The organism is Catenulispora sp. MAP12-49, from assembly GCF_041262705.1.
Classification (GTDB): domain Bacteria; phylum Actinomycetota; class Actinomycetes; order Streptomycetales; family Catenulisporaceae; genus Catenulispora.
The window spans coordinates 262,412-288,084 of the sequence record NZ_JBGCCP010000008.1; the positions used below are offsets into that span (position 1 = coordinate 262,412).

The 25,673-nt window shown below is 72.0% G+C and carries 24 protein-coding genes and 1 pseudogene; 13 read left to right on the forward strand and 12 right to left on the reverse strand.

Translation table 11 applies throughout. The features are described from left to right. Positions 1–10 precede the first annotated feature (10 nt). The 7 genes from ABIA35_RS18000 (at position 11) to ABIA35_RS18030 (ending at position 6,781) form a co-directional block, all read left to right on the forward strand. Positions 11–1,825, forward strand: coding sequence for a DUF881 domain-containing protein (locus ABIA35_RS18000; RefSeq protein WP_370358625.1), 1,815 nt, complete (start codon positions 11–13; stop codon positions 1,823–1,825). A 128-nt stretch (positions 1,826–1,953) separates the two neighbouring features. Beyond that, entirely contained in the window at positions 1,954–2,334 is a 381-nt protein-coding gene (gcvH, locus tag ABIA35_RS18005) for a glycine cleavage system protein GcvH (protein WP_370340190.1), read from the forward strand. Positions 2,335–2,595: 261 nt separating this feature from the next. Continuing rightward, complete coding sequence (locus ABIA35_RS18010) at positions 2,596–3,141, forward strand: FHA domain-containing protein (protein ID WP_370340191.1); 546 nt, start codon at positions 2,596–2,598, stop codon at positions 3,139–3,141. Between the two features lie 82 nt (positions 3,142–3,223). Then, positions 3,224–4,417, forward strand: a complete 1,194-nt coding sequence (locus tag ABIA35_RS18015) for a MerR family transcriptional regulator (RefSeq protein WP_370358626.1) — start codon at positions 3,224–3,226, stop codon at positions 4,415–4,417. Between the two features lie 10 nt (positions 4,418–4,427). Continuing rightward, a complete protein-coding gene (locus ABIA35_RS18020; protein WP_012787332.1) occupies positions 4,428–4,898 on the forward strand; it encodes a bifunctional nuclease family protein in 471 nt (156 codons plus the stop codon). A gap of 370 nt (positions 4,899–5,268) precedes the next feature. Continuing rightward, positions 5,269–5,946, forward strand: coding sequence for a MerR family transcriptional regulator (locus ABIA35_RS18025; RefSeq protein WP_370340193.1), 678 nt, complete (start codon positions 5,269–5,271; stop codon positions 5,944–5,946). A 91-nt stretch (positions 5,947–6,037) separates the two neighbouring features. Then, positions 6,038–6,781: a vancomycin high temperature exclusion protein gene (locus ABIA35_RS18030; RefSeq protein ID WP_370358627.1), complete on the forward strand. Its 744-nt coding sequence runs from the start codon at positions 6,038–6,040 to the stop codon at positions 6,779–6,781. Here ABIA35_RS18030 and ABIA35_RS18035 read toward each other — a convergent pair. Then, positions 6,778–6,951, reverse strand: coding sequence for a hypothetical protein (locus ABIA35_RS18035; protein WP_370340467.1), 174 nt, complete (start codon positions 6,949–6,951; stop codon positions 6,778–6,780). The two genes, ABIA35_RS18030 and ABIA35_RS18035, sit on opposite strands and share 4 nt — an antisense overlap. A 50-nt stretch (positions 6,952–7,001) precedes the next feature. After that, positions 7,002–7,226 (reverse strand): annotated as a pseudogene (locus tag ABIA35_RS18040) (methionine biosynthesis protein MetW); the annotation flags it as partial. Positions 7,227–7,276: 50 nt separating this feature from the next. Between ABIA35_RS18040 and ABIA35_RS18045 the strand changes: the two are divergent. Next, positions 7,277–7,627, forward strand: a complete 351-nt coding sequence (locus ABIA35_RS18045) for a VOC family protein (RefSeq protein ID WP_370358628.1) — start codon at positions 7,277–7,279, stop codon at positions 7,625–7,627. A 5-nt stretch (positions 7,628–7,632) separates the two neighbouring features. Here the strand turns inward: ABIA35_RS18045 and ABIA35_RS18050 are convergent, their stop codons facing one another. Both ABIA35_RS18050 and ABIA35_RS18055 read right to left on the reverse strand, forming a co-directional pair. Beyond that, positions 7,633–8,142, reverse strand: coding sequence for a low molecular weight protein-tyrosine-phosphatase (locus tag ABIA35_RS18050; protein WP_370358629.1), 510 nt, complete (start codon positions 8,140–8,142; stop codon positions 7,633–7,635). Between the two features lie 27 nt (positions 8,143–8,169). After that, entirely contained in the window at positions 8,170–8,916 is a 747-nt protein-coding gene (locus tag ABIA35_RS18055; RefSeq protein WP_370340197.1) for an SDR family NAD(P)-dependent oxidoreductase, read from the reverse strand. A 161-nt stretch (positions 8,917–9,077) separates the two neighbouring features. Between ABIA35_RS18055 and ABIA35_RS18060 the strand changes: the two genes are divergently transcribed. Both ABIA35_RS18060 and ABIA35_RS18065 read left to right on the forward strand, forming a co-directional pair. After that, positions 9,078–9,404: a YciI family protein gene (locus ABIA35_RS18060; protein ID WP_370340198.1), complete on the forward strand. Its 327-nt coding sequence runs from the start codon at positions 9,078–9,080 to the stop codon at positions 9,402–9,404. After that, a complete protein-coding gene (locus ABIA35_RS18065) occupies positions 9,401–10,669 on the forward strand; it encodes an RNA polymerase sigma factor (RefSeq protein ID WP_370340199.1) in 1,269 nt (422 codons plus the stop codon). Before ABIA35_RS18060 ends, ABIA35_RS18065 begins: the two co-directional genes overlap by 4 nt. On the opposite strand, the gene ABIA35_RS18070 is transcribed toward ABIA35_RS18065, so the two are convergent. Further along, positions 10,645–11,304: a hypothetical protein gene (locus ABIA35_RS18070; protein WP_370358630.1), complete on the reverse strand. Its 660-nt coding sequence runs from the start codon at positions 11,302–11,304 to the stop codon at positions 10,645–10,647. The genes ABIA35_RS18065 and ABIA35_RS18070 overlap by 25 nt on opposite strands. Beyond that, positions 11,304–12,386: a sigma-70 family RNA polymerase sigma factor gene (locus ABIA35_RS18075; protein WP_370358631.1), complete on the reverse strand. Its 1,083-nt coding sequence runs from the start codon at positions 12,384–12,386 to the stop codon at positions 11,304–11,306. Before ABIA35_RS18075 ends, ABIA35_RS18070 begins: the two co-directional genes overlap by 1 nt. A gap of 125 nt (positions 12,387–12,511) precedes the next feature. On the opposite strand from ABIA35_RS18075, the gene ABIA35_RS18080 reads away from it, so the two are divergent. Beyond that, positions 12,512–13,948, forward strand: coding sequence for an MFS transporter (locus ABIA35_RS18080; protein ID WP_370358632.1), 1,437 nt, complete (start codon positions 12,512–12,514; stop codon positions 13,946–13,948). Between the two features lie 1,314 nt (positions 13,949–15,262). On the opposite strand, the gene ABIA35_RS18085 is transcribed toward ABIA35_RS18080, so the two are convergent. From ABIA35_RS18085 to eccCa, 6 genes are all read right to left on the reverse strand, one after another. Continuing rightward, positions 15,263–16,294, reverse strand: a complete 1,032-nt coding sequence (locus tag ABIA35_RS18085; protein ID WP_370358633.1) for a hypothetical protein — start codon at positions 16,292–16,294, stop codon at positions 15,263–15,265. Positions 16,295–16,522: 228 nt separating this feature from the next. After that, positions 16,523–17,899 carry a WXG100 family type VII secretion target gene (locus ABIA35_RS18090; protein ID WP_370358634.1) on the reverse strand — a complete coding sequence of 459 codons (1,377 nt, stop codon included), beginning with the start codon at positions 17,897–17,899 and terminating at the stop codon, positions 16,523–16,525. A gap of 2 nt (positions 17,900–17,901) precedes the next feature. Beyond that, complete coding sequence (locus ABIA35_RS18095) at positions 17,902–18,744, reverse strand: hypothetical protein (RefSeq protein ID WP_370358635.1); 843 nt, start codon at positions 18,742–18,744, stop codon at positions 17,902–17,904. A 147-nt stretch (positions 18,745–18,891) separates the two neighbouring features. Continuing rightward, positions 18,892–19,194, reverse strand: coding sequence for a WXG100 family type VII secretion target (locus ABIA35_RS18100; RefSeq protein ID WP_370340206.1), 303 nt, complete (start codon positions 19,192–19,194; stop codon positions 18,892–18,894). A gap of 41 nt (positions 19,195–19,235) precedes the next feature. Beyond that, a complete protein-coding gene (locus ABIA35_RS18105; RefSeq protein ID WP_370340207.1) occupies positions 19,236–19,586 on the reverse strand; it encodes a WXG100 family type VII secretion target in 351 nt (116 codons plus the stop codon). A 226-nt stretch (positions 19,587–19,812) separates the two neighbouring features. Then, positions 19,813–23,817, reverse strand: coding sequence for a type VII secretion protein EccCa (eccCa, locus tag ABIA35_RS18110; RefSeq protein ID WP_370358636.1), 4,005 nt, complete (start codon positions 23,815–23,817; stop codon positions 19,813–19,815). Between the two features lie 214 nt (positions 23,818–24,031). Here eccCa and ABIA35_RS18115 point away from each other — a divergent pair, with 214 nt between their 5' ends. Both ABIA35_RS18115 and ABIA35_RS18120 read left to right on the forward strand, forming a co-directional pair. Continuing rightward, the gene (locus ABIA35_RS18115; RefSeq protein ID WP_370340209.1) at positions 24,032–25,309 is read left to right on the forward strand and encodes a hypothetical protein; all 1,278 of its coding nucleotides are present in this window, start codon (positions 24,032–24,034) and stop codon (positions 25,307–25,309) included. Between the two features lie 32 nt (positions 25,310–25,341). Next, entirely contained in the window at positions 25,342–25,671 is a 330-nt protein-coding gene (locus ABIA35_RS18120) for a YbaB/EbfC family nucleoid-associated protein (protein WP_370340210.1), read from the forward strand. The last annotated feature ends 2 nt before the right edge of the window (positions 25,672–25,673 follow it).

Consider the following 25,673-nt stretch of genomic DNA (forward strand, 5'->3'; position numbering starts at 1 on the left):
GGAGCGCTGGGTGCAGACGCGGCCGGGGAACGAGCCGGAGCGGGAGCCGGAATCGGCGGACGGGGACCACGAGCGGGACCCGTTCACGCCGAAGGTGCGTCCCGAGACGGAGGACGCCGAGGGGCCGGAGGCCGAGTCGCCGGAGCCTGAGGCGCCGGAGGCTGAGGCTGAGGGCGAGCCTGGAGCCGAGGCGGCGGCTGATGAGCCGGGCGCCGAGGAGCCGGGTGTCGAGGAGCCGGGTGTCGAGGCGGATCTGGCCGAGACGATGGATCTGCGGAGCCTTGAGGCGGAGAAGCCCAAGGCCGAGCGGAAGAAGCATCGCGGCCAGATGTCCCCCGAGACGCTGAAGGCGCAGGAGTCGGCTGCCGAGGGCGGCGGCGAGGCCGGCCAATCGGAGGCTGGCGGCGAGAGCGAGTCCGCGGAGTCGGAGACGGCTGCTGAGAGCGGATCTGCTCGCGCTGACAAGCCTGCCGAGGGCGAGCCTGCGCGCGCTGACAAGGCTGCCGAGGGCCAGTCGGCTCGGCCGGAGGAGCCTGCCGAGGCTGCTGCCGCCGGCGGATCAGCCGGGCCGGAGAAGGCTGCCGAGGTCGCCGGCGAGACCGAGCCCGAGCCTCCCGCCGACGCCCCGGACCTGTCCGAGACCGTGAACCTCCGCGACCTGCTCCCCGAAGAGCCGGCCGCTGAGAAGTCGCCTGCTGACAAGCCGTCTGCTGAGAAGTCGGCCGCCGAAACCGTCAACCTCCGCGGCCTGCTCCCTGAGGACTCCGCCAAGGAATCCCCCAAAGAACCCCCCAAGGGCCCCGAAAGCGAGCCCCCGCTCCGCCGCCGCACGCCCGGCGAGCCGCCTCGCCGTCGTCCGGCGCCCGGGCCCGGCGGGCAGCCTCCGCGGCGTCCCGCGCCGGGGCAGGATCCGCGGCGTGCCGGGCATCCGCAGCCGAATGAGCCCGGTCCGCGGCGTCGGCCGGGTGCCGAGCCGCGTCCGGGGGTGGCGCCGGTCAGTCCGGCCGCTGCCGCTGTGGCGGCCTCGGCCGCGTCTGGTCCCGGTGCGTCCGGTGCGTCCGGTGCGCCTGGCAAGCCCGCCAAGCCCGCCGCGGCGCCGTCGGTGTCGCTCGGGCGGCGGCGGTTGTTCGCCGCGCTGTGGCCGCCGCGGCTGTCGCGCAATCAGGCGGTGGTCGGTGTGCTGCTGGCGGCGCTGGGTGCGGCGTTGGCGATCCAGGTGCGGGCCACCAACACCTCCGACGAGATTCTGCGGGGTGCGCGGGCCGACGACTTGGTGAACATCCTCGATGAGGTGACCTCCCGGGGGCAGAGTCTGGATGCCGAGCTGCGGACTCTGGAGACGCAGAACGCGGCGATCCAGGACAGCGCGGACAAGGCGCAGGCGGCGTTGGCGCAGGCTCAGCAGAAGGCCAAGGACCTGCAGATCCTCGCCGGGACGGTGAAGGCCAAGGGGTCCGGGATCACCATGTCCATCACCGATCCGCAGGGGCAGCTCAAATCGGCGACGTTGCTCAACGCGCTGGAGGAGCTGCGGGCGGCCGGGGCCGAGGTGGTGCAGGTGGACGACGTGCGCGTGGTGGTCTCCTCGTCGTTCGTCGACACCCCCGACGGCGGGATCGCGCTGGACGGGCACGAGCTGGCCAAGCCCTACGTCTACAAGGTGATCGGCGACCCGAACACCCTCGGGCCGGCCATGCAGATCCCCGGCGGGGTGGTGGCGACCGTGAAGACCCAGCCCGGGGCCAACGCGACGATCACGCCCGGCCAGGTGCTCGTGGACGCCCTGGCGCCGGCGCCGAGTCCGGACTACGCCAAGGCCGGGTGAGCTCAAGCCACCTCGGGGCCGGTGCGACGGGGGCTCGTCCATGGTCCAGAATATGACCGCGGGCCCAGCAGCCCGTGGCGGCCGCCGCGCCGTCGAAACCGTGTGAGGAAAGGGCGGCAAAGAAGCCGATGACCCCCGAAGAGCTGAAGTACACCGCCGAGCACGAGTGGGTCCGCTCCGGCGACGCCGACAGCGTCCGCGTCGGGATCACCGACTACGCCCAGGAGCAGTTGGGCGACATCGTCTTCGTGCAGCTGCCGGAGGTCGGCTCGAAGATCACCGCCGGCGAGCCGTGCGGCGAGCTGGAGTCCACCAAGAGCGTCAGCGACCTGTACGCCCCGCTGACCGGCACCGTCAAGGCCGTGAACGCCGAGCTGGACTCCTCGCCGGAGCTGGTGAACTCCGACCCCTACGGCGAGGGCTGGATCTTCGACGTCGAGCCCGACGACGCCTCCGAGGTCGAGGCCCTGCTGGACGCCAAGGGCTACGAGGCTTCCATCGCGGAGTAGATCCGCGTCGGCGGAGGTTCGGGACCGGTGCGAACGGGTCCCGGACCTCCGCCTTTCACTCTCCGGCGGTGCTCAGGTTCGTCTTAGCTGATTCGAGGCCTGAGACGTCGTAATCTGGGCATCAGGTAGGGATGTCAGTCAACTAAAGAGGCGGCATCTCGGCGCGTTCCGGTTGACCTCGACGAGAGCCGCCCCATAAGTTGCGACCAACGCAGGCGGTGAGCCACTACCGCCACAGGAATACTCCGGGAGGCCCACGACATGCCGTTCTGCACCAGGTGCGGGAACGCCAACCAAGCGGGGAGCCGCTTCTGCTCGCACTGCGGCACCGCCTTGGCCGAGTCCCCGCTTCCGGGTGACCCCTTGGTGCCCGAGGGTGCTGCGGAGCGGACCTCGACGATGTCCCTGGTCGGCGTCGAGACGGCCGCCGAGGCGGAGGTCGGCGGCGCGGAGGACACCGAGCGGATGGGCGGGCTGGGCCCGGCCGACCGGGAGGCGCTGGCCGCGCTTCCGGCCGGTTCGGCGCTGCTGGTCGTGCGCCGCGGGCCGAACGCCGGCAGCCGGTTCCTGCTGGACGCCGACGTCACCACGGTCGGCCGCAGCCCGGACAGCGACATCTTCCTGGACGACGTCACCGTCTCCCGCCGCCACGCCGAGTTCGTGCGCAGCGCACAGGGTTTCCTGGTGCGCGACGTCGGCAGCCTCAACGGCACCTACGTCGATCGCAACCTGATCCAGGAGGCGCTGTTGCGCGACGGCGACGAGGTGCAGGTCGGCAAGTACCGCCTGGTGTTCCACGCGGGCTGACCCGGCGCCGGCCGCGCCCCGCGGCCTGGCGGCGGGCCGGCGTCCAGTGAGGGGGGCCCGGCAGGAGAGGCAGGAGAGCGGCGTGTCCGGCGAGGCGCTCACCATCGGCGAAGTCATCGGCCGGCTGGCCGCCGACTTCCCGGACTTGACCGTGTCCAAGATCCGCTACCTGGAGAGCGGCGGGCTGATCAGCCCGGGGCGGACCCCGGCGGGCTACCGGCGCTTCACCGAGGAGGACGTGGAGAAGCTGCGCTGGGTGCTGGCCGCCCAGCGCGACCAGTACCTGCCGCTGAAGGTGATCCGGCAGCACCTGGCGGCCGACGGGCCCCGGGTGACGGTCGGCGACGCCGACGCGATAGTGGCCGCGCTGACCTCCGGGGCCGACCCGGCCGCCGCGGCGGACCCGGACTTCGAGGCCCTTTCGGGCCGGCCCGACCCGGCGCTGCCTCCCCCCTCCGCCCTGACCCCGCCGCTGCCGCCGCTCCCGCAGCCGATGAACCGGGCCGCCACCGTCGCCGATCCGGCGTTCTACGGGGCCGCCCGGTCCGACGTCGGCGAGCTCCACCTGAGCCGCGACGGCCTGGCCCGCACCGCGGGTGTGTCCGGGTCCTTCGTCGCCGACCTGATCGCCTACGGCCTGCTGCCGAACGCCGAGGACTTTGGCGGCGACGCGGTGCTCATCGCGCGCGCGGCCTCGGCGCTGACCGAATACGGGCTCGAACCCCGGCATCTGCGCCCGCTGCTGACCGGCGCGCGCAACACCGCGGGACTGCTCGGCACCCTGCTGCCGACCCGGCGCCACGACGGCGTCACCGGCTCCGGGCGCCAGGCGGCGGCCTCCCGGGCGGCCTCGCGCACCGCGGAGGCCTCAGCGGCGGCTGTGAAGCTCTACGCGGCGCTGCTGCGGGCCGAGCTGGCCGGCGGCGCGGCTTCGGCGGCACCGGCCCCGCAGGGCCCGCACAGCGGCGAAGCCCGGGCCGCGGCTGAGATCGCCGCCCCGGTATCGGCCGGGATCCGCGTCACGAGCGCGACTGCGATCGCTACGGGTCCGAACACGGTTTCGGCCGCGGCACTGGTGCCGGAGCAGGCTCTGCCGCCTAGAGCGCCCGCGGCGCCCGCCATGCCCGCCGCGGCTCCACCAGCCGCCGCGGCCCCCATGACCACCGCGATCGGCACCCCGCCGCCCGCGGCCCAGACCTCACCGGCCCCATCCGCACCGGCATCGCGGGCATCTTCCCCGAACCCCGGCATGCCCGGCGGGCCCGCAGCGCGATAGGGTGGACACCGTGAACGAACTCGACGTCGTCGGCGTCCGCGTCGAGATGCCGTCCAACCAGACGATCGTCCTGCTGCGCGAGGTGAGCGGCGAGCGGTATCTGCCGATCTGGATCGGGGCCAACGAGGCCTCGGCCATCGCGCTGGCCCAGCAGGGCGTCACGCCGCCGCGCCCGCTGACCCACGACCTGTTCCGGGACGTGCTGGCCGCCTTCGGCAGGCAGCTGCTGGAGGTCCGCATCACGGCGATGCGCGACATGGTCTTCTACGCCGAACTGGTTTTCGACGGCGGCCTTCAGGTGAGCGCGCGCCCCTCGGACGCGATCGCGCTCGCGCTGCGCACCGGCGCGACCATCTACGGGGCCGAGGAAGTGCTCGCCGAGAGCAGCATCCTGATTCCGGACGAGCAGGAGGACGAGGTCGAAGTGGAGCGCTTCCGCGAGTTCCTCGACCAGGTCTCGCCGGAGGACTTCGGCGCCTGAGCACGGCCGGGCCGCCGTGCGGTGGCCGGCCGAGCCGGTACGGCACGCCGCCGCGCGGGTGCCGTGAAGGTCGGATAGTCCGATTCACGAAGACACGCCCGATGCCTCCCGGGCGATGTCGTTGACCGGTGCCCCGTGCCGCGCATACGGTCGAAGACAGCTAGAGGCAGGACGTGACTGGAGGGGTGAAGCCGAGACCGTGGCCCGGACGGCCTACGCCGGCCGTCGAGGCCGCCGGGGCCGATCGCGGACCCCGCCGGGGTTTGCGGAGACTGATCGACGTCAAGGAATCCGGGCGAGGGATCTTTCCCGACAAGACGGATCGGCGTGGGTTCCCTCACTGGGGCTCTTCAAGCGGAAGGCCAAGCACATGACCGGGACGGGCGCATTGGGCGGGAGCGGGTTCCCGCGCGCGGTCGGACCGGGCGACCTGCCGGCCGGCGCGGCGGCGCGGCCGCAGAATTCCCAGACCTCCCAGGGCTCCCCGGCCTCGCAGGCCGGCTACCGCGGGCCGACGGCCTGCGCGGCGGCCGGGATCACCTACCGGCAACTGGACTACTGGGCCCGGACCGGCCTGGTCGAGCCGTCGATCCGGTCCGCCTCCGGCTCCGGGTCGCAGCGGCTGTACAGCTTCCGGGACATCATCGCGCTGAAGATCGTCAAGCGGCTGCTCGACACCGGCGTCTCGCTGCAGAACATCCGGATCGCGGTCGGCTACCTGCGCGCCCGCGGCGCGGCGGACCTGGCCGGCGTCACCCTGATGAGTGACGGCGCGAGCGTGTACGAGTGCACGTCCCCGGACGAGGTGTTCGACCTGGTGCAGGGCGGCCAGGGCGTGTTCGGGATCGCCGTGGACGCGGTGTGCCGCGAGGTCGAGGGGACGCTGAAGCAGTTCCCCGGCGCCGGCGAGGGCGGCGAGGTCCCCACCGGATCCGCCGCGGCCGGCCAGAGCGCCGGAAGCGGCTCCGGCAACGGTTCCGGCGAGGAGCCGGAGGCGGGCGCGGGCGTGGACGAGTTGGCGCGCCGGCGGCGGATAAGAGCGGTCTGAGCGGTCTGAGGCCCTGGGCGGTCTGAGCGGTCTGAGGCCTGTGAACGGTCGCGCGAGGGAACCACGACCCCCTGCTCCGCGTCTCCCGAACGTGACCGAAATCGTGCAGCGCCGGTGGCCGTCCCGCCTGGTGCCCCGGACCCGCAAGAGCCAGCGCCGGCTGTATCAGGCCGCGGCGCTCGTGGTGGCGCTGGCCTTCGTGCCGGTGACCGCCGTGCGGGCGTACGCGTCCCCCTATCAGCGCAGCGCGGCCTCGGTGCCGTACGAGCCGGTCGCGATCGTGTTCGGCGCCGGAGCCCCCGGCGGCAAGCCGACGCCGTACCTGGCACGGCGCCTCGACGTGGCCCTGGATCTGTACCGGCGCGGCAAGGTGACCGTCGTCCTGGTGACCGGCGACAACTCCCGGCCGGACTACGACGAGCCGACCGTCATGCGCGACTACCTCGTGAACCACGGCGTCCCGGCCGCGCGCATCGTCCGCGACTTCGCGGGCTTCGACACCTGGGCCTCGTGCGCGCGGGCCAAGAAGATCTTCGGGGTCGACCACGCCACGCTGGTCACCCAGGACTTCCACCTCCCGCGTGCCCTGCTGCTGTGCCGCGCCGCGGGTATCGACGGGTACGGAGTCGCCGACACCGGGGAGTCGGTGGACGGGGAGAACGAGCTGGTCCACGACTCCGCGCGCGAGGTGCTGGCCGGGATCAAGGCCTGGGGCCAGGCGGCGTTCCAGCCGGATCCGGTGCTCGGGAAGAAGGAGACCAGCGTGACGACCGCGCTCGCGGCGGCCAGGGCCGCGGGCTCGCGCTCCCATGCCGGCTCGGCTTCTGGCTCTTAACCCAGCCGCGCCGTCGCGATGTGGACGCGGAAGGCGAACGGGATGGTGCCGTTCGCCGAGGCGGTCTCGCGCGTCTCGGCGATGAAGGATGCGCGCAGCCGTTCCATGACCGCGGCGTCGAGCGGATCGAAGGTGTACAGACCGGTGAGGCCGCTCCAGACTTCTTCCACCGGAGCGCTCGCCGCGCCAGGTCCAGCGACTGTTCGGACAGGTCCACTCCGGCGAGCCGCCTCCCGCGGCCCTGCTCGGCCAGCAGCTCCAGCAGCAGGCCGTCGCCGCAGCCCAGGTCCAGCACGCGCTCGCGCCCGGCGACCCGGTCGCGCAGCAGCTCGTAGCTGGAGCGGCCGTCGGGGGCGTGGCCGTGGCCCAGCAGGTCGGAGGTCACCGCGGGGTGTTCGGCGTGGAAGGCTTGCAGGAACGCCTCTTGAGCTGCGGCAGTCGTCATACCGGCAGCCTAGGGATGCCGCGGCGTCAAGGCCGGACTAGCGTCGAGGGATGATCACCGGCACCCACGCGATCCTGTACAGCACCGATGCGTACGCCGACCGGGCGTTCCTGCGCGACGTGCTGGAGTTCCCGCACGTCGACGCGGGCGGCGGATGGCTCATCTTCCAGCTGCCGCCGGCCGAGCTCGGCGTGCACCCTGCCGACGGCGCGCCGTCCAGCGAGCTCTACCTGATGTGCGACGACCTGGACGCGACACTGGCCGTGCTGGCGTCCAAGGGCGTGCACACGGTGGGGGAGCGGTCGGAGGCGCGCTGGGGCGTGCGGGCGTGGATCCCGCTGCCGAGCGGCGCCACGCTCGGGTTGTACGAGCCGCGGCATCCGGTCGCGCGGGATCTGTGAGCCGACTAGCCCTTGTTCTTCAGGCCGTGCCGGATCTCGTCCAGGATCCCCGGCACCGCGCGCTCGATCAGGTCCATGACGTGCTCGAAGGCTTCGTCGTCGTCGTAGTACGGGTCCGGGACGTCCAGATCCGGGCCGGCCGAGGGGTCGAAGGAGCGCAGCAGCCTGATTTTGTCTCGGTCCGCGTCGGTGCGTGCCAAGGCCCGCAGCTCCCGCAGGTGGCCGGCGTCCAGCGCGATGACGAGGTCGTAGTCGTCGAACCAGTTCCGCTGGAACTTGCGGGCGGCGTGGTCGGAGGTGAAGCCGTGGCGCTTCAGGGCGCGGACCGTGCGGTGGTCGGCCGCGTCGCCGGCGTGCCAGCCGCCGGTGCCCGAGCTGTCCACGACGACGTCGCCGGCCAGGCCCTCGTCCTGGACGTACTTGCGCAGCACGTGCTCGGCCATGGGGGAGCGGCAGATGTTGCCGGTGCAGACGAAGGTCACGCGGTACGGGGCGCGGGTGGAGGCATCGGACATGTGATCGATTATCCCCGGCCGCGAGCCCTACCGGGGCATCCTCCGCCACACCGCCTGCGGCACCAGCCGGGCCACGAAGTACGCCGGCCGCAGCGCACCGGGCACCCAGACCCGGATCCGGCGCTTGCGCAGCGCCTTGACCACCGCGTCGGCGACCTGGTCCGGGGTGCTGGACAGCGGCGCCGGGCTCATGCCCTCGGTCATCCGGCCGATGACGAAGCCGGAGCGGACCAGCAGCAGGTGGACGCCGGTGCCGTGGAGCCGGTCGCCGAGGCCGCTGGCGAAGCCGTCCAGACCGGCCTTGGCCGAGCCGTAGACGTAGTTGGCGCGGCGGACGCGCAGGCCCGCGACCGAGGAGAAGACCACCAGGTCGCCGCGGCCCTGGGCCTGCAACAGGGGCGCCAGGACGGTCAGGACGCTGATCTGCGCCACGTAGTCGGTGTGCACGACCTGCACGGCGTGCGCCGGGTCCCGTTCGGCGAGCTCCTGGTCGCCCAGGATGCCGAAGGCCACGACCACCACGGCGACCCCGGCGGGACCGGCGTCGGCGAAGAGCTTGGCCATCAGTTCGGGATGCGCTGCCACCTCGTCGGCGTCGAACTCGACGCACCGCACGTCGGCGGCCCCGGCCGCCCTCACCAGCGCCGTCTCGGCTTCCAGCTCGTCGCTGCGCCGCGCGGCCAGGACCACGGTCCGCCCGGCGGCCAGCCGCTCGGCGACCTTCAGCCCGATCTCGCTGCGCCCGCCGAGCAGGAGCACGGCGCCTTCCGTCATCGCACCCGGTTTCACGATCGCTCAGTCTGCCAGCTTCCGGCGGCGCATCCGAAAGAAGTTCCGAGCCGGTGTCGGATCCGGCCGGCGGTGTTCGTGGTAAGGGTGAGCGGCAGCCCGACGGGGGCGCCGGCGAGGTACCGACGTACAGGAGATGGTTCGAGATGCAGTATCTGTTTTCCGTGCTCCACGAAGGCCCCGCGATGGCGTCCGCCGAGGAGGAGGCGGCGATCGACGTGTTCAACGAGAAGCTCATCGCGGAGGGACACTGGGTCTTCGCCGGAGGTCTCGGCGAGACGGCCAACGCCACGGTGATCGACAACCGGGGCGCCGGCGAGCCGATCTTCACGGACGGGCCCTACGTGGAGTCCAAGGAGTACCTGGTCGGGTTCTGGGTGATCGAGGCCGCCGATCTGGACGTGGCGCTCAAGCTGGCCGCCGAGGGGTCGCACGCCTGCAACCGCCGGGTCGAGGTGCGGCCGTTCCTGTGAAGGACACCGGGGCGCAGGCCCGCACCGGGGCTGAGGCCGCCGCCGCGGTCACCCGCGCGCACCGCGAGGAGTGGGCGCGGGTGGTCGCCACCCTGACCAGGCGCTTCGGCGACCTCGACATCGCCGAGGAGGCGGCCGCGGAGGCCTTCGCCGCGGCCGTCGAGCACTGGCCGGCCGAGGGCGTGCCGCCCAACCCCGGCGGCTGGCTGACCACGACCGCGCACCGCAAGGCCATCGACCGCGTCCGGCGCGAGGCCAAGCGCGGCGACAAGCACCAGGAGGCTCAGGTGCTCCAGCACGACGACCCGCCCGAGCCGGTCGGCGCCATCGAGGACGAGCGGCTGCGGCTGGTCTTCACCTGCTGCCACCCGGCCCTGGCGATGGAGAGCCGGGTCGCGCTGACGCTGCGCATGCTCGGCGGCCTGACCGTCCCCGAGATCGCCCGCGCCTTCCTGGTCCAGGAGACCGCGGTCGGCCGGCGCATCACCCGCGCGAAGGCCAAGATCAAAGCGGCCGGCATCCCCTACCGCGTCCCGGCGGCCGAGGACCTGCCGGCCCGCGTGGCCGGCGTGCTGACGGTCCTGTTCCTGGTCTTCAACGAGGGCTACCTGGCCACCGGCCCCGACACCGACCCGATCCGCCAGGACCTGACCGCCGAGGCGATCCGCCTGACCCGCCTGATCCGCACCCTGCTGCCCGCCGACGGCGAGACCGCGGGCCTGCTGGCCCTGATGCTCCTGATCGAGGCCCGCCGCCCGGCCCGCGTCTCGGCCGCCGGCGAACTGGTCGCGCTGGACGACCAGGACCGCGGCTCCTGGGACAGGGCCCTGATCGCCGAAGGCCACCGCCTGGTCCGCGAACGCCTGGCCGCCGGCGTTCCCCCGGGCCGCTACCAGATCCTCGCGGCGATCAACGCGGTCCACACGTCCGCCCCCGACGCCCGCGACACGGACTGGTCGCAGGTGGTCGCGCTGTACGACCAGCTGGTCCGCATCGACCCCTCACCGATCGTCGCCCTGAACCGCGCCATCGCCGTGGCGGAGCTGGACGGGCCGCAGGTGGCGCTCGCCGAGGTCGACCGCCTCACGGACCCGCTGGACGGCTACCACGCGTTCCACGCGGCGCGCGCCGACCTGCTGCGCAGGACGGGGCAGAGCGGGCAAGCGCGGGCGGCGTACGACCGCGCGATCGAGCTCGCGGGGAACTCGGGGGAGCGGACGCATTTGGTGCGGCGGCGGGATCAGCTGGGGCGTGGGGCCGGGTGAGACGGGTCGGCCCACCCTCTCCCCAGCGCGAGCCGCCCCTCCCGATGCGCCTCCCGCTGCTCGACCGCCCACCGCGCGACCGACTCCGCGCTCTCCTCCAACGTCCGCCCGGTCGTGTCGATCACCGGGCTCTGCCAGCGCGGGTCCTCCGAGGCCCAGCCGGTCCACCGGTCCCAGACCATGGCCGGCCAGCTGCCCTTCACGATCACCTCGGGCCGGCGGCGCGGGTCCCGGGCGTGCTCCCGGTGCCAGGCCGCCCAGCCGCAGAAGGCGTCCAGCGTCTTGTCGTCCCAGCGTCCGCCGTCGCGCGCGGCGAGGCGGGCACGGCGGTCCCGGTCGGCGACGTCGATCAGGCAAACTGCGATGCCGTCCAGCAGCGGGGCCGACGGCGCGGCCAGGATCTCGCCCAGCGGCGAGTTCCCCGACAGCAGCAGGTCCACGCCCCGGTCCTGATACTCCAGCGCGCGCCGCACCCAGTGCTCGGTCATCTCGTTGCGCCAGTGCGGCGGGATCGGCGGGTCCGGGACGCCGACCTCGTCGAACTCGTGCACCGCCGTCCCCGGCAGGCGGCCGGCCACCGCGAAGGAGAGCGTGGTCTTGCCCCCGCCGCTGGAGCCGGTCAGTTTGAGCAGCATCAGGCCTCGAGCTCCATCGCCGTTTCCTTCTCCATCGCCGTTTCCTTCTCCATCCCCGTCTCCATCGCGAATCCCGCCACCGCGACCAGGCCCGGCGTCCGGAACGTCGTCACCCGCGCGATCCGGCCGCCGCGCAGCGTCAGGACCTGGACCGATTCCGCCGCCAGCAGCCGGTCGTCGTCGCCGGAGTAGACGGCGAAAGCGGGCTGGCCGTTGGCGGTCATCGGGATCATCCGGCGGTGCTTGCCGTGCATGCCCAGGCGGAACGCCAGCAGCCGCCGGAGCATCGGCGCGCCCCGGAACCACATCGGCTGCGGCGGCATCTCGTAGACCGCGTCCTCGGTCAGCAGCTCCATCAGGGTGTCGACGTCGGCCTCCACGAAGGCCTTCGCCCAGCGGTCCAGGATCTCGCGCTGCTCGGCCTGCGTGGGCTCGGCGACCTGCTCGGCGTCCGGGGCGACGTCCGCCAGGCGCGCGCGGGCGCGCTTGAGCAGGCTGTTGACGGCGGTCACCGTCAGATCCAGCAGCGTGGCGACCTCCGCGGCCCGCCAGCCGAGCACGTCGCGCAGGATCAGCACCGCGCGCTGCCGGGGCGGCAGATACTGCAGGGCCGCGACCAGGGCCAGGCGCAGGCCGGAGCGGGCGGCGACCACCGAGGCCGGGTCCGCGCCCACCGCGCCGGCCACCCCGGCGGGCTCGGCCGCGAGCAAGGCGTCCGGGAACGGCTGCAGCCACGTGATCTCCGGCGGGATGGCGCTCAGGTCGCCCTCGGGATCGGTGTGCGGGGCGCCGATGCCGGCCGGCAGCGGACGCCGGGCCCGGTGCTCCAGGGCGGTCAGGCAGGCGTTGGTGGCGATGCGGTACAGCCACGTACGCAGCGACGCGCGCCCCTCGAACCCCTCGTAGGAACGCCAGGCCCGCAGGTACGTCTCCTGGACCAGGTCCTCGGCGTCGTGCACGGAGCCGAGCATGCGGTAGCAGTGCGCCAGGATCTCCGGCCGGAAGGGATCGGCCAGCCGGACGAAGTCGTCCTCGACCCTCATCTGGCTCCCCGCCGTCGGTTGGTTCGTCACGATGGTCATCCCGCACACTCCCGGCGCCTCAAGATTGGCACGTCCGTGCCCTCGGCGGTACCGACTTGGCGAGAGCCGGAAAGTGGGCGCGGCGGCGGCGACCAGTTCGGGCGCGCCGATGGGTCAGAACAGGCATGAGTACAGATCGGAAACCCCCGATGACGGCGGCCCAGCGATGGGTCCTGACCCTCACCTCCCTGGCCGCCTTCATGATCGCCCTGGACGGCACCATCGTCACCACGGCGCTGACCACCATCCGCAAGTCGCTGAACACCTCCGTGGAAACCCTGGAGTGGACGGTCAGCGCCTACATCCTCACCTTCGCCGTCCTGATGCTCACCGGCTCGGCCCTCGGCGACCGCTTCGGCCGCCGCCGCGTGTTCGTGGCCGGGCTGACCCTGTTCACGGCCTCCTCCGCAGCCTGCGGCCTGTCCTCGACCGTCGCGGAACTGATCGCGGCACGCGCCGTCCAGGGCATCGGCGCGGCAGTCGTCATGCCACTGGCCATCGCACAGCTCGGCGCCGCCTTCCCACCCCGCGAACGCGGCCGCGCCATGGGCGTCTCAGCCGGCATCATCGGCCTGGCCACAGCCGGCGGCCCCTTCGTCGGCGGCGTGGTGGCCCAGGGCCTGGCCTGGCAGTGGCTGTTCTGGGTGAACGTCCCGGTGGGCGTGCTGGTCATCGCCGGAGTGCTGCTCAAGATGAGCGAGACCCACGGCCCGCAAGCCCGCCTGGACCTGGTCGGCGTGCTCCTCACCACCACCGGCGTGCTGGGCCTGGTCTGGGCACTGGTCCGAGGGAACGACGCCGGATGGCTGTCCGCCGAAACGCTGGGGGCACTGGTCATCGGAACGGTCCTGACGGTCGCCTTCGTCCTCTGGGAGCGGCGCGCCCCAGCCCCGATGGTGCCACTGCGCTTCTTCACGCACCGCGCCTTCTCAGCGGGCAACGTCGCGAGCTTCACCATGACCGGCGCGATGTACGCGCAGCTGTACTTCCTGTCGCAGTACTACCAGACCGTCCTGCACTACGGCCCATTCGGCGCGGGGGTCCGAATGATGCCGTTCACAGCGACACTACTGATCTTCGGCCCCCTCTCCGGCCGCCTCGCGGACCGACTGGGAGAGCGCCGCCTGGTGTCCGGCGGCCTCGCAATGCAGGCACTCGGCCTGGCCGGCATCGCCCTGCTAGCAGGACGGCACGTCTCCTACCCGGCACTGATACCGGCACTGATCATCAGCGGCGTCGGCGTCTCGACGGCGATCCCACCGACGCAGAAGGCGGTGGTGAGCGCGGTACAGCCGCAGCAGATCGGGCAGGCATCAGGAGTGTTCAGCATGCTGCGACAGTTCGGCGCCCTGTTCGGCACCGCCGTCGCGGTGGCGGTCTTCGCAGCCTCCGGAAGCTACGCCACCCCACAGAAATTCACGGACGGCTTCAGCGCGGCGATCGGCGTCGGCGCAGGGCTGGCGGCGATCGGTGCGGCGGCGGGGCTGGTGCTGCCGAGGCTGCGGCGGGCGGGGGCTGGGCCTGCGGTATCGCCGGAGCGGGAGGCTGTGGCGGCGCGCTGAGACTAGGTGGTGTGCCTGGGGGCCCTCGATAGCCGAGCACCGTGTGACAGGTGGATCCCGCATCCCATAGAGGGGGTTTGTTCGGGGGACCCGGAACACTGGCGACCACAAGCAGCACCGCCACCGAACCACACAGCGCCACCACGCACGAAGACAAAGCCGAACAGTCGCGGGCCGCCGCCTTCAGGAGGTCCGCAGGGGGCGCCCCCCGCTGTAGAGCGCCCGCCGGAGGCACCTGCCTTTCTACTGCGAAAATCCAAGGGCAAGGGCGGCAACTGCGAAGGTCAAGGGCAAGGTCAAGAGCTTACAGGCGCCTCCGGCGGCGCCTGCGCGGCGAGCGGCCTCGCTCCGGGGAGTGGGGGCCGCGTAGTCGGGCGGCGGTTGTTGCTTGTGGTCGCCTTTGTCCCGGATTCCCCGCCGCTTCGTCGCCCGGAGGGAACCATCCCGGCCTGGGCGGTGTCAAGCCGGATCACACGCTGCTGTGGTTGCGCCTCGTCCGGCTGGACACCGCCCAGTCCGGGATGGTTGTGCAAGCACCGCCGAAGCGACGGGGAATCCGGGACAACCCCCACCTGTGGGAACGGTTCCGGCACCCCGCGCCAGTCATGTCACCGCCGCGTGTGCGAACCAAGTGGACCCCGTCCACACCACAGGCGGGGTTTGTCCCGGATTCCCCGTCGCTTCGGCGGGCGTAGCCAAGCTGGCCGGGCCGGTGGTGTCAAGTCGCTGATACTCGGCCACCAGCTGGGCGATCCGACTTGATACCACCGGACCGGTCTGCTTCCGTTAGGCGACGATGCGACGGGGAATCCGGGACAGAGGCGACCACAAGCAGCGTCCGCCGCCTGACTACGCGGCCCCCATCCCCGGAGCCGAGGCCGCTCGCCGCGTAGGCGCCGCCGGAGGCGTCTTTAGCCCTTGACCTTGACTTTCGCAGTTCGCCTTCGCCTTCGCAGTTGCCCTTGACTGTCGCAGTAGACCCAACCACCTGCCCACACCACCACCGCCCCGCGAAACCGGCACCACCCCCGGCCCGCGCCACCAACGGATCCCGCCAACCATGCGCGAAGCCGTCAAGAAACGCCTGTAAGCCACCCACCCAGCCGCACCCACACGAGGAACTGACCCACACAGAGGTCAGGAGCGCCTAAAAATGGCCTTTAAAGAACAAACCCACACCAGCCGCACCCACCACCCCACCAACCACCCCAAAAAACGGTCATGACCGATCCGAACCCCCGGACCGGCCACAACCGTGGGCGCCACCGCGATACCCGCGCGGCCCGCCCGCACAGAGGCGAGGGCGAAGCCCCCTTACTGCCCGCCGCCCTGCGCAGCCTGTGAATAGCCCTCGAACTGGTTCATCTCCCGGTCGTACCGGGTGGTCAGTCCGTGTCCGTACGCCTGCCAGAAGGTCTCGCGCTGGCCGTTGACCGTCGTGTGGGTGTTGCCGTAGATGGTCTGGTCGTAGTCGATGCGGGCGTCGTGGAAGGACTGCTGGAACTGGTCCGGGGTCATCCCCTGGAGGGTGGTCATGTTGTCCGCCGGGACCGAGTTCGCTGTGCGGGTCGGGTCGTCGCCGGTGGCCATCGAGTTCAGGATCGCGCGGGTGCCGCCGATGCCGCGCATGTGGGCGCTGGAGGCGATGGCGGCGCGGATGCCGGGGTCGGTGAAGTCCTGGGCGCCGGCCTGGTCCGCGTGCTGGTTGAGGAGGTCCGCGACGACCGCCTGTTCCTGCGGGCTGCCCTGTCCGTACTGGGCTCGGGCCGCCATGATCTGGTCGTAGCCGTTGTGGCTGCTCTGGCGGAAGCCGTAGGCCTCGGGGACGCCGCCCTGGTTGCCGCTCGCGCCTTCGGAGCGCATCAGGTTCGTGACGAAGCTGTCGGGGAGGCGGTGGGTGCCGGCCGCGGCGGCGGTGGTGGCCGCGGTGGTGGCCGCCGGGGTCGCGGCCGCGGCCGGGGTCGTGGTGGCCGGGTGCTGCGCGCCGGCCTGCGCGGGGGTGGTCTGGGCGCTGTTCAGGGACAGGCTCTTGTAGCTGTCGGCGGTCTTCTGGTCCAGCGACTCGTAGTCCTTCAGCACCGTGCTGATCGCTCCGGTGAGGGTCTCGATGAAGCTGACCACCTTGCCCAGACTGCCGGTCAGCTGGGTGTGCAGGCTGTTGTTGGCGCTGCCCACGGCCGAGCCGATGCCGGCGAAGCTCATGATGTCCAGCACCAGCGTCTCGACCTCGCCCACCGTCGAGTGGGAGGTGCCGGTCATGGACTGGAACTGGGCCAGCGCCGTCTGCATCCCGGTGGAGGAGACGGTGAACGGCGGGAGTGTGCTGCTCCCGATCTGGGTCGACATGATCGCTCCCTGTCAAGGACGGTGGGACTACGGGGATAAAGGCGAGGGCTGGACTTCTTGCGGCATGACCTTCGACACGAGCTGCGGCGCGACCTACGACACGACCTTCGGCACGACCTTCGGCACGACCTTCGGCACGACCTTCGACACGAGCCGCGGCACGACCTACAACACGACCACCAGCGCAGCGCCGCCTATACCCGACGCCGCGCCGCCGGCCCTACAGGCCTACAGATCGCCGCCGATAACACCGGGCGACACCGGAGCGCTGGCGCCCCACACATCCTCGGTCTCGACCAGCCACGCCGGGATCCGCCGGTTGGCGTCGCCCCCCATGCCGGCCCCGCCCATGCCGCTCATCGGCATCATCGGCATCATCCCGCCCCGGCTCGCCGCGGCCGCCGCCGCCGCGCCGCCGGCGCCGAGCGCGCCGCCGCCGAAGTCGTTGGCCACTGTGCCGGCCTCCGCGGCGGTGAAGTTCTTCGCCGCGTCCGCCGCGGCCTTGGCCGCCGAGGGGTCCGCGCCGACTCCGCCGACGCCTCCGATCCCGCCGCCTCCGCCGAACTTCCCGCCGAGCTTGCTCGCCAGGAAGCGCGAGCCCAGTACGCCGGCGGCGTCCGCAGCGGCGGCCTTGTTCGCGTCGTTCTTGGTGCCGTTGGGGTTCGCGACCGGGGTCAGACGCCCGGTGATCGGCGTGTTCTGCTGGCCGGAGCCGTCGGTGCCGCCGATCGGCAGGCCGGAGCCGTTGCTCCCGCCGGTCAGGCCGGTGGCGTTGGCGAACTTCCCGCCGGCGGCCGCTGCGGCCGCCGCCAGGCCGACCGTGAACATGTCGCCGAACAGGGACTGCGAGGCCTGGTCCGGCTGCCCGGGCGTGTTCAGCCCGCCGGGCGTCTGGTTCGTGGAGGTGTTCTGCACCAGGACCGGGACGCCGTTGGCGTCGAGCACGACCGGTGCCCCGTCCGGGCTGAGCCCGTTGCCCGGGCCGCTGCCGTTCACCGTCGGGGTGGCCCCGCCCGGCGTCGGGGGGAAGCGGTCCTGGGCGACCACGTAGCTGTCGGCCAGCGTGCTCATCACGGCCACGGCCTGCGCGTGCGCCGCGTTGGAGGCGCTGATCGCGGACTGCTGCGCCTGCACCGCCGCGACCGCCTTGGCCTGGTCGGACTGCATCTGCGCGGCCGCGGCCGGCGAGGTGGTGGCGTCGATCGGCAGCGGCGTGGTGGCCAGGGCCAGCGTGGTCGGCGGCACGACCGGGACGTCCACCGCGCCCGGCATCGCGGCCCGCGCCGCGACCAGCGAGTCCACGGCGTCGAAGGTCAGGTCGCGCATCTGCAGCGAGGTCTCGGCGACCTTGCGCAGGCCGCCGATCAGGTCGGTGACCATCCGCTTGTACTCGTCGGAGGCCGTGCCCTGCCACTCGCCGTCGAAGGAGCGCAGCCGGCCCTCCAGGTTCGAGGCCTGCTCGTGCAGCATCTTGCCGGTGGCGTCCCAGGTCTGGGCGGTGGTGGTGCCGGTGGCCGGGTCGCTGGCGTACAGCATCGCCGTGAGCTGGGCCAGGCTGTACTGCGAGAAGTCGGTGACCTTCTCAGGCGTCGGAGACGTGGTCACGGTCACGAACCTCCCTGCGGATTGGCGGCGGTCCAGGGGGCGTCCTGGCCGGGGAAGACGGGGGCCGGCGCGGGAGCCGACGGCATCGCGCCGGAGCCCGGGTCCGGCGGCGGCGTCCACAGCGGCAGCGCGCCGCTCGAAGCGGTCGACGTGCTCTGGAAGTCGGCGTCGTAGGTGATGTTCGCCGAGCCGTTGCCCGGGTTGTTCGCGTTGCCGGCGTTGCCCGACGACGGCCCGGACTTGGACTTGGCCGCGCCGCCCAGCAGCGCACCGCCCAGCAGCGCGCCAGCGAGCGGCACCGCGGTCACCGCCGTCACCGGCGAGGCGAAGGGGCCGCTCGTGTTCTGGTTCGGGACCCAGGGACCGGGGGAGTTCCCCTGGCCGTTCTGGTTCCCCTGGCCGTTCTGGCCGCCCTGCCAGTTCTGGTTCTGGTCGTCCTGGCGGGCGTGGCCCGGGTTCCCGTACTGGCCGTTGTTCTGCCAGGAGCCGTTGCCGTCGCCGCCGCCGCCGTAGACGGCTCCGGGCGGACCGCCCATGCCCCAGGCGACGCCTTCGTCGGCGTTGCGGTATCCGTCCGCGACGGTCCCGGTGACGTTCCCGGCGAACGCGATCGCCGTCTTGACCTGCCCGAGCAGGCTGAACATCTCCTCGACGGCGGCCTGTTCGCCGGCGCCCAGGGTCCAGGCCTCGTGGAAGGCGCCGTACTGCGGCGCTGTCCCGGACATGGTGGCGAGATGGTCCATCGGGGCCTGAAGGCTCTGGATCTGCGTCGTGAACTCGTCGGCGAAATCGGTCAGCGACTTCAGGTGGATGGAGAAGGACTGTTCGGGCGAGGGCTCGGACATCGCTCACAGCTCCTGGTGGATTTATGGTCGGGGCTGGGGTGGCCGCAGCAGGGGCCGGATGGGACACGACCGGGGCCGTGGGCACGGCCGGCGGGAGGGGGAGTCCCGCCGGGGTTGGGGGGTGCGCCGTGCCCGACGGCGGTCCGGTCAGGCGAAGTAGTTCGTGTTCTGCTGCTCGAGCGCGTACTGCAGGTCGTGGGCCTCGTTGACCTTGGCCGAGAACTGGTTGATGGTCGCGATGATGTCGGAGGTCGCGGCCCGCAGCTTGGTCTCGGCCGCGTCGGCCTGGACACCGGCGGAGGAGCCGGACTCCACCCACGTCTGCTTCATCGGCTGGAGCGTGCGCAGCAGCTCCTCCAGGTACGAGGTGAGCGCGGCGGCCTTGGCGGACAGCGAGCCGGCGCTGGACTGCAGCGCGCCGAAGTTGACGCTGATCTGGTCGGCGGTCATTGCCTAGATCCCTTCTGGAAGTCGGTGTCGGTGGGGGTGGATCAGACGCCGCCGAGGCGGGACAGCGTGGCGTTGCTGTTGCCGGCGCTGCCGGCCAGCGAACGCAGGGTGTCCGACACCTGGGAGTCGCCCGCGCCGTAGTTCTGGAAGCTCTTGTTCACCAGGTCCGACATGACGTCGATCTCGCGCGAGGCGACCGTCATCTGCTCCTGCAGCTCGGTGTGCAGGTTCCAGAAGGCGATGGCCTGGCTGCCCTGGTACTGGGCCAGCGTCGAGGTCAGGTCGTTCTCCAGGTCGGACATGGTCTTCTTCGCGTTGACGGCGCACTCCGTGAAGCCCTGGATCGCCTGCGTCATCGCAGCGGCGTCGCTCAAGAAACCGGGACCGGCCACGAGGGCCACCTCCTTCTGTCTGGGAACCCATGGTTGGGGGTGGCCGGAACAGGATCTCCGGCCGATAACCGATACGTTAGGGAATCTGTGCACTACCACCACACGGCACAACTGCCGGTCGAGGCGACGGCACAAGTACCCACGCGAGGGCCTTCATGCCGTCAGTGCTCTTATGAGCCGCCGGAATCATGCCTCTGAGCCGCCTTCCGTTCAGTTCGCCGGCGGCTCAGTTCGCCGGCGGCGTCCAAGCCACCTGAGCCTGTCCAGGAGCCGACCGCCGGTGCACCAGCACGCCCCGGCCCGGAGGCTGCGGACCGGCCTTCACATTGCCCAGCAACGGCCCCTCGTCCTTGCTCCCGGACATCACCAGGCCCGGCGAGCCGAGCTCGCGCATCCGCTGCAGCACCGGCTCGAACAGGCCGCGTCCGGCGCCGCCGGCGCCGCGCGCGACCACCACGTGCAGCCCGATGTCCCGGGCCTGTGCCAGGTACTCCAGCAGCGGCAGCAGCGGGTTGCGGCCCGGGATGGCGACCATCTCGTAGTCGTCGACGAGCACGAACAGGTGCGGGCCCTTCCACCAGGACCGTTCGCGCAGCTGCTCGGGCGTGACCTCCGGGCCGGGCAGCCGGCGGCGCATCGCCTCGGCGCAGTCGTTGATCAGCTCCACGGTCGCCGGCTCCGCCGCGGCGTAGCCGAGCAGGTGGTCGCCGGTGACCGCGTCCAGCATCCCGCGCCGGTAGTCGACGACCGCGATCGCGGCCTGTTCCGGCGTGTAGTCGGCCATGATGCCCGCGGCGATGGTGCGCAGCAGGCCGCTCTTGCCGCTCTCCACATCGCCGAACGCGATGAAGTGCGGGTCGGCGTCGAAGTCCACGTACACCGGCTGCAGATCGGCCTCGGACAGGCCGAACGGCACCGCGCGCGCCTTGGGCCGCGGCGTGGGCAGCATGGCCCGCACCTCCTCCGGCGAGACCGCCGCCGGGAGCATCCGGACCTGCGGCGAGCGCGCCCCGGTCCAGGCCTCGCCGATCCGGGCCACCAGGTCCGCCGTCCCCACGCCGACGCTCTCGGCCGAGGTCCCGCCGTCGATGCGGGGGAGCGCGGCCAGGAAGTGCAGCTTGTCCGGCGTCAGGCCGCGCCCGGGCCGGCCGGCCGGGACGTTGGCCGCCGCCCGGCGGTCCACCAGCGACTCGCCGGGGTCGCCCAGGCGCAGCTCCAACCGGGTGCCGATGATGTCGCGCATCGCCGGGCGCACCGTCATGGCGCGGTTGTTGGTGATCACGACGTGGATGCCGAAACCCAGGCCGCGCTGCGCCAGCGCGGTGATCGGCTCCTCCAGCGCCTCGTAGTCGGCGCGCAGCGTGGTCCAGTCGTCCACGACCAGGAACACGTCGCCGAAGGCCCGGCCGTCCTTGGCGTAGGCCGCCAGCTCGGCACGCCGGGAGCGGAACGCCGCGGCCGAGTCCACCGCGTGGTCCGCGAACAGCTGCTCGCGCTCGGCCAGCAGCGCGGTCAGCTCGCCCACGACGCGGCGCACGCGCTCCCCGTCGCGCCGGGTCGCGTACCCGCCGACGTGCGGCAGGCCGCTGACCGAGGACAGCGCGCCGCCGCCGGTGTCCAGCAGGAAGAACTGGACCTCCTCCGGGGTGTGGGTCAGCGCCAGCGAGCTGATCAGGGTCCGGACCATCGTGCTCTTGCCGCTCTGCGGGCCGCCGATCACCATCACGTGGCCCGCCGCGCCCGACAGGTCCACCCACAGCAGGTCGCGGCGCTGCTCGAAGGGCTTGTCGACGAGTGCCAGCGGCACCGTCAGCCGGCCCAGCCCCGCCCAGCCGACCGGGCACAGCCCGCGCAGCGGGTCCGGGGCCAGGTTGGTCAGGATCGCGTCCAGGGACACCGGCTCGTCCAGCGGCGGCAGCCAGATCTGGTGCGCCGCCGGGCCCTTGCCGACCAGCCGGGCCACCATCGCGTCCATGATGGACGGCCCGGTGCCGGCCGCCGGGGCGTTCAGCTCGGCCGGGTCCGGTTCCTCCGTGGGCGGCGGGGCCGAGGTGTCGACCACCCGCTCCAGCGTGAACGGCAGGATCCGTTGGTGCCCGGCGCCGGAGGAGCCGCGCCGGCGCGCCGGCATCGGCCCGGAGACGTACGCCGCCTTGAACCGCAGCAGCGTCTCGGTGTCCGTCTTCAGATACGCCGACCCCGGGACCGACGGTAGGTGGTAGGCGTCCGGGACGCCCAGCACCGCACGGCTCTCGGCCGCCGAGAACGTGCGAAGCCCGACACGGTACGACAAGTGCGCGTCCAGTCCACGCAGCCGCCCCTCCTCAAGACGCTGCGATGCCAGCAGCAGGTGGATCGCCAGGGACCGGCCCAGACGGCCGATCATCACGAACAGGTCGATCATCTCCGGCCGGTTGGACAGCAGCTCGCTGAACTCGTCGATGATGACCAGCAGCGCCGGCAGCGGCTCCAGGTCCGCGCCGCGGTCGCGGGCCCGCTCGTAGTCGCGGACCGAGGCGTAGTTCCCCTTCTCCCGAAGGAGTTCCTGACGCCGCAGCACCTCGCCGTTGATGGCGTCGGCCATGCGGTCCACCAGGGTCAGCTCCTCCGACAGGTTGGTGATGACCGCGCACACGTGCGGGAGCCCGGCCATGCCGGCGAAGGTCGCGCCGCCCTTGAAGTCCACCAGCGCCAGGTTCAGCGTCTCGGAGGAGTGGGTGGCGACCAGGCCGGCGACCAGCGTGCGCAGCAGCTCGCTCTTGCCCGAGCCGGTCGCGCCGATCACCAGGCCGTGCGGCCCCATCCCGTCCTCGGCCGCCTCCTTCAGGTCCATCTCCAGCGGCCGGCCCTGCGGGTCCAGGCCGATCGGCACCCGCAGCCGGTCCCGCGCCGAGCGCGGCAGCCAGGTGCGGGCCACGTCCAGCTCCTCGGGGTCGCCGATGCCGAGCAACTCCGGCAGGCCGAAGTTGGCCGACATCGGCGAGGCCGCGGCCGTCGGCGCCCCCTGATACGCCCCGGCCAACCGCCGGGCCAGAGCCTCGGCCGTGGCGGCGTCCATCATGTCCGGGTGGCCCAGGAACTCCAGGTGCCGGTCCTTGCCCTCGCCGACGACCATGCCCATGCGCTCGCCCGTGACGTGCAGCCGGCCCTGGTGCGGCCGGGCGATCGGGGACGGCTCGGGGCCGACCAGATCGATGATCGTGACCCCGTGCAGCCCGGACAGCGGTGCCAGCGTGGTGTCGCCGTAGGTGCGGCCGCCGTCCACCACCACCAGCAGGTGCGCGTTGTCGGCGCCGGCCGAGCGCCCGGCGCCGAAGGCCGGCCGGGTGCCCAGGTTGTTGCCCAGCAGCTCGGCCAGCGTGCCCAGGTCGCCGGCGGCCAGGCGGGCCGGGCCCACCGCGTCGGAGTTGCCGGGGAGGGCCTGCGCGTGCGGCAGCCACTTGGCCCAGTCCCAGGTCGGGCGCTGGTTGTCGGCCAGGCAGAACGCGATCTTCAGGTCCTCCGGCGCGTGGAACGTGGTCAGCTGCGCTATCAGGGCCCGGACCAGCGGCAGGGTCAGCTCCCGCTCGCCGCTGACCGAGACCGAGGCGAACGCCTTCAGCGACAGCGCCACCGGCAGGTCCGGGACCGTCATGTAGGTGCGGATGAACTGCCGCAGCGAGGCCGAGGACACCGGGTCCAGGTCCTCCAGCGGCGCGGTCTGCGGGGCGCGCAGCGGGGTCGCCAGGCGCTGCGGGCCGCGGCCGACCCGGGCGTGCCCGAAGTCGTCGTCGGTGCGGCGCCGCTCCCAGGCCCGGCCCTGCGCGACCCGCAGCCACAGATCGGCCGGCTCCGGACGGGTGATCGTCAGCGTCGCGCGCTGCGCCGCCGCCACGTCCCGGACCTGCCCGCGCAGCGCCGCCAGGTAACGGTGGTAGTCCCGGCGCTCGTTGTTGATCTGTGCTTTCTTCTGGGCGCTTCCCCTCGTCACCGACATCAGGATCATGCCGATCATGGTGCTGCCGTACAGGGCGCCGAAGACGTACGTCATCGCGCCGCCCTTGCTGCCCATGGAGTAGAAGGACATGGCGCCCATGCCCAGCATCATCGGCAGCATGAACATCAGCTGGTTGAGCCCCGCGCCCGAGCCCTTGGCCAGGACCGGCGGCGCCTGCAGCTGGATCTCCCCGTTCGGCGACCCCGCACCCCGTTGGCGGTCGGTCGCTCTGGGCGGGGTCAGGGTGGTCGGCATCACCGCTTGGTCACTCCCGCAATCCTTGTGTCCCTTTGAGTGCGGGCTTAATTTACGGCGCCGAGGGCTGAGGACAGGTGGGTACTTTTGCCGTCCACCAGCTCCGGGCGGCCGCTCTAGCCTGAAGCTCGATCATCGACGACCCTTGCGACTTCCACCCCCGACACCAGGCAGGCGGTGCGACATGGTATTTACGATACCGAACTCGAGCGCTATGGACGCTACCGCGATGGGCGGCGGCCCCGGCACCTTCGTGGCCCAGATAGCGACCGGCTCCCCGGAGAGCATCGAGAAGCTCGTCGCCCAGCGGCTCAAGCAGGCCGAGCAGTTCCTCTCGCTGATCAACCAGGCCCGCACCGCGACCCAGAACCTGGAGAAGGCCTGGGGCGGTCAGGCGTCGGAGACGGCCGTGAAGAAGTTCACGGACACCCTGAACTCCTTCGAGCAGATCGTCAAGGTCATCCAGGTCTCCTCGCAGCTGCTGACCACCTCCAGCACCCTGATCAAGGCCGCGCAGACCGGCTACACCACCGTGGTCAACGCGGTGAACCCGACGGTGCAGTCGCTGGCCTCGAACTGGTGGACCTACTGGGCCGCGGTCTCGCTGTCCACCTCGGTCAGCGCCACGCTGCGGGCGTTCATCAACGGCATCGAGGCGATGCTCTCGGCCCTGGGCGGGGGCCAGCTGATGCAGGAGGTCACCGAGGTCATCAAGATCATCAGTGACATCGAGAAGCTGATCGGCTCCGGCTCGCACGGCAGCCAGGTGCCGCCTTCGGGCGCGTTCAACTCCCCGTCCACCACGGGCACGAACAACCAGCTCAAGGCGCCGCCGCAGATCGCGAGCACGACCGGGCAGCAGGTGGCCAACAGCGGCGGGCAGGACGCGGCCGCGGCCCAGACGCTGAGCCAGTACCAGCAGAAGATGAACAGCGGGATCGGCACGCAGTTCCAGAACGGTGCGAACGGCGCCAACGGCATGACGACCGGTGGCCAGATGCCGGCCGGCGGCGGCGTCCCCTACACCCCGCCGGGGATGACCGTCGGCAACGGGGCCACGATCCCGGGCCAGACGACGGCGAACGGGCAGACGGGCCAGTTCCCGAACACCCAGATCCCGAACACCCAGATCCCGAACCTGCAGTACCCGAACACCCAGATCCCGGCCAACGGCCAGTACCAGTACCCGCCGGCCACGAACGTGGGCGCCCAGAACAACAGCGGCTGGACCGCGGTCAACCCGCCGGCCAACTCCGACACCCCGGTGGTGGCGCATCCGGTGACGCCGACGCCGAGCCAGCCGGTCACCCCGACCGTGCCGACGACGCCGAGCACCCCGGCCACCCCGGCCGGCGACATCACCGTCACCACCACCTACGACGGCGTCTCGACCACCGTGACAATGCCGGTCGGAACGCAGACGGATGTCACCCTCGTCGACCCGACGAATGGCAGCCAGGTTCACGAACACATCTCGGCCGGAGTTTCCTAGGAATCCGTGATCTAAGGCGGAGTAAATAGTCAATGGAAAGCATCGACTTCTCGACGAATGTGAATGCGCTCATGGAGAGCATCCACAACCAGCAGGCGGATATCGAGCGCATTCAGCGGGAGATCGAAGCCATGGAGGTCGTCGGCGCCAGCCGGGACGACGAGGTCCGGGTCACGGTCCGCGGCAACGGCCAGGTGGTCGCCGTCGACATCGACGAGCGGGCCTACGGCGAGAACGACGCCTACGAGCTCGGCCAGCTGGTCAAGGAGGCCGTCAACGACGGCCTGCGCCGGGTGGCCGAGGCCGGCAGCGCCAAGTTCAAGCCGATGATCGACGCGGCCCAGTCCGCGCCCGGGAGCTGACC

Coding starts and splice junctions, on each gene's coding strand:
- ABIA35_RS18010 (WP_370340191.1), top strand. CDS start 2,596: ATGCCGTTCTGCACCAGGTGCGGGAACGCCAACCAAGCGGGGAGCCGC.
- ABIA35_RS18095 (WP_370358635.1), bottom strand. CDS start 18,744: ATGTCCGAGCCCTCGCCCGAACAGTCCTTCTCCATCCACCTGAAGTCG.
- ABIA35_RS18055 (WP_370340197.1), bottom strand. CDS start 8,916: ATGACGGAAGGCGCCGTGCTCCTGCTCGGCGGGCGCAGCGAGATCGGG.
- ABIA35_RS18070 (WP_370358630.1), bottom strand. CDS start 11,304: ATGCTGCTCAAACTGACCGGCTCCAGCGGCGGGGGCAAGACCACGCTC.
- ABIA35_RS18100 (WP_370340206.1), bottom strand. CDS start 19,194: ATGACCGCCGACCAGATCAGCGTCAACTTCGGCGCGCTGCAGTCCAGC.
- ABIA35_RS18085 (WP_370358633.1), bottom strand. CDS start 16,294: ATGTCGACCCAGATCGGGAGCAGCACACTCCCGCCGTTCACCGTCTCC.
- gcvH (WP_370340190.1), top strand. CDS start 1,954: ATGACCCCCGAAGAGCTGAAGTACACCGCCGAGCACGAGTGGGTCCGC.
- ABIA35_RS18050 (WP_370358629.1), bottom strand. CDS start 8,142: ATGTCCGATGCCTCCACCCGCGCCCCGTACCGCGTGACCTTCGTCTGC.
- ABIA35_RS18080 (WP_370358632.1), top strand. CDS start 12,512: ATGAGTACAGATCGGAAACCCCCGATGACGGCGGCCCAGCGATGGGTC.
- ABIA35_RS18060 (WP_370340198.1), top strand. CDS start 9,078: ATGCAGTATCTGTTTTCCGTGCTCCACGAAGGCCCCGCGATGGCGTCC.
- ABIA35_RS18075 (WP_370358631.1), bottom strand. CDS start 12,386: ATGACCATCGTGACGAACCAACCGACGGCGGGGAGCCAGATGAGGGTC.
- ABIA35_RS18115 (WP_370340209.1), top strand. CDS start 24,032: ATGGACGCTACCGCGATGGGCGGCGGCCCCGGCACCTTCGTGGCCCAG.
- ABIA35_RS18025 (WP_370340193.1), top strand. CDS start 5,269: ATGACCGGGACGGGCGCATTGGGCGGGAGCGGGTTCCCGCGCGCGGTC.
- ABIA35_RS18120 (WP_370340210.1), top strand. CDS start 25,342: ATGGAAAGCATCGACTTCTCGACGAATGTGAATGCGCTCATGGAGAGC.
- ABIA35_RS18045 (WP_370358628.1), top strand. CDS start 7,277: ATGATCACCGGCACCCACGCGATCCTGTACAGCACCGATGCGTACGCC.
- eccCa (WP_370358636.1), bottom strand. CDS start 23,817: ATGCCGACCACCCTGACCCCGCCCAGAGCGACCGACCGCCAACGGGGT.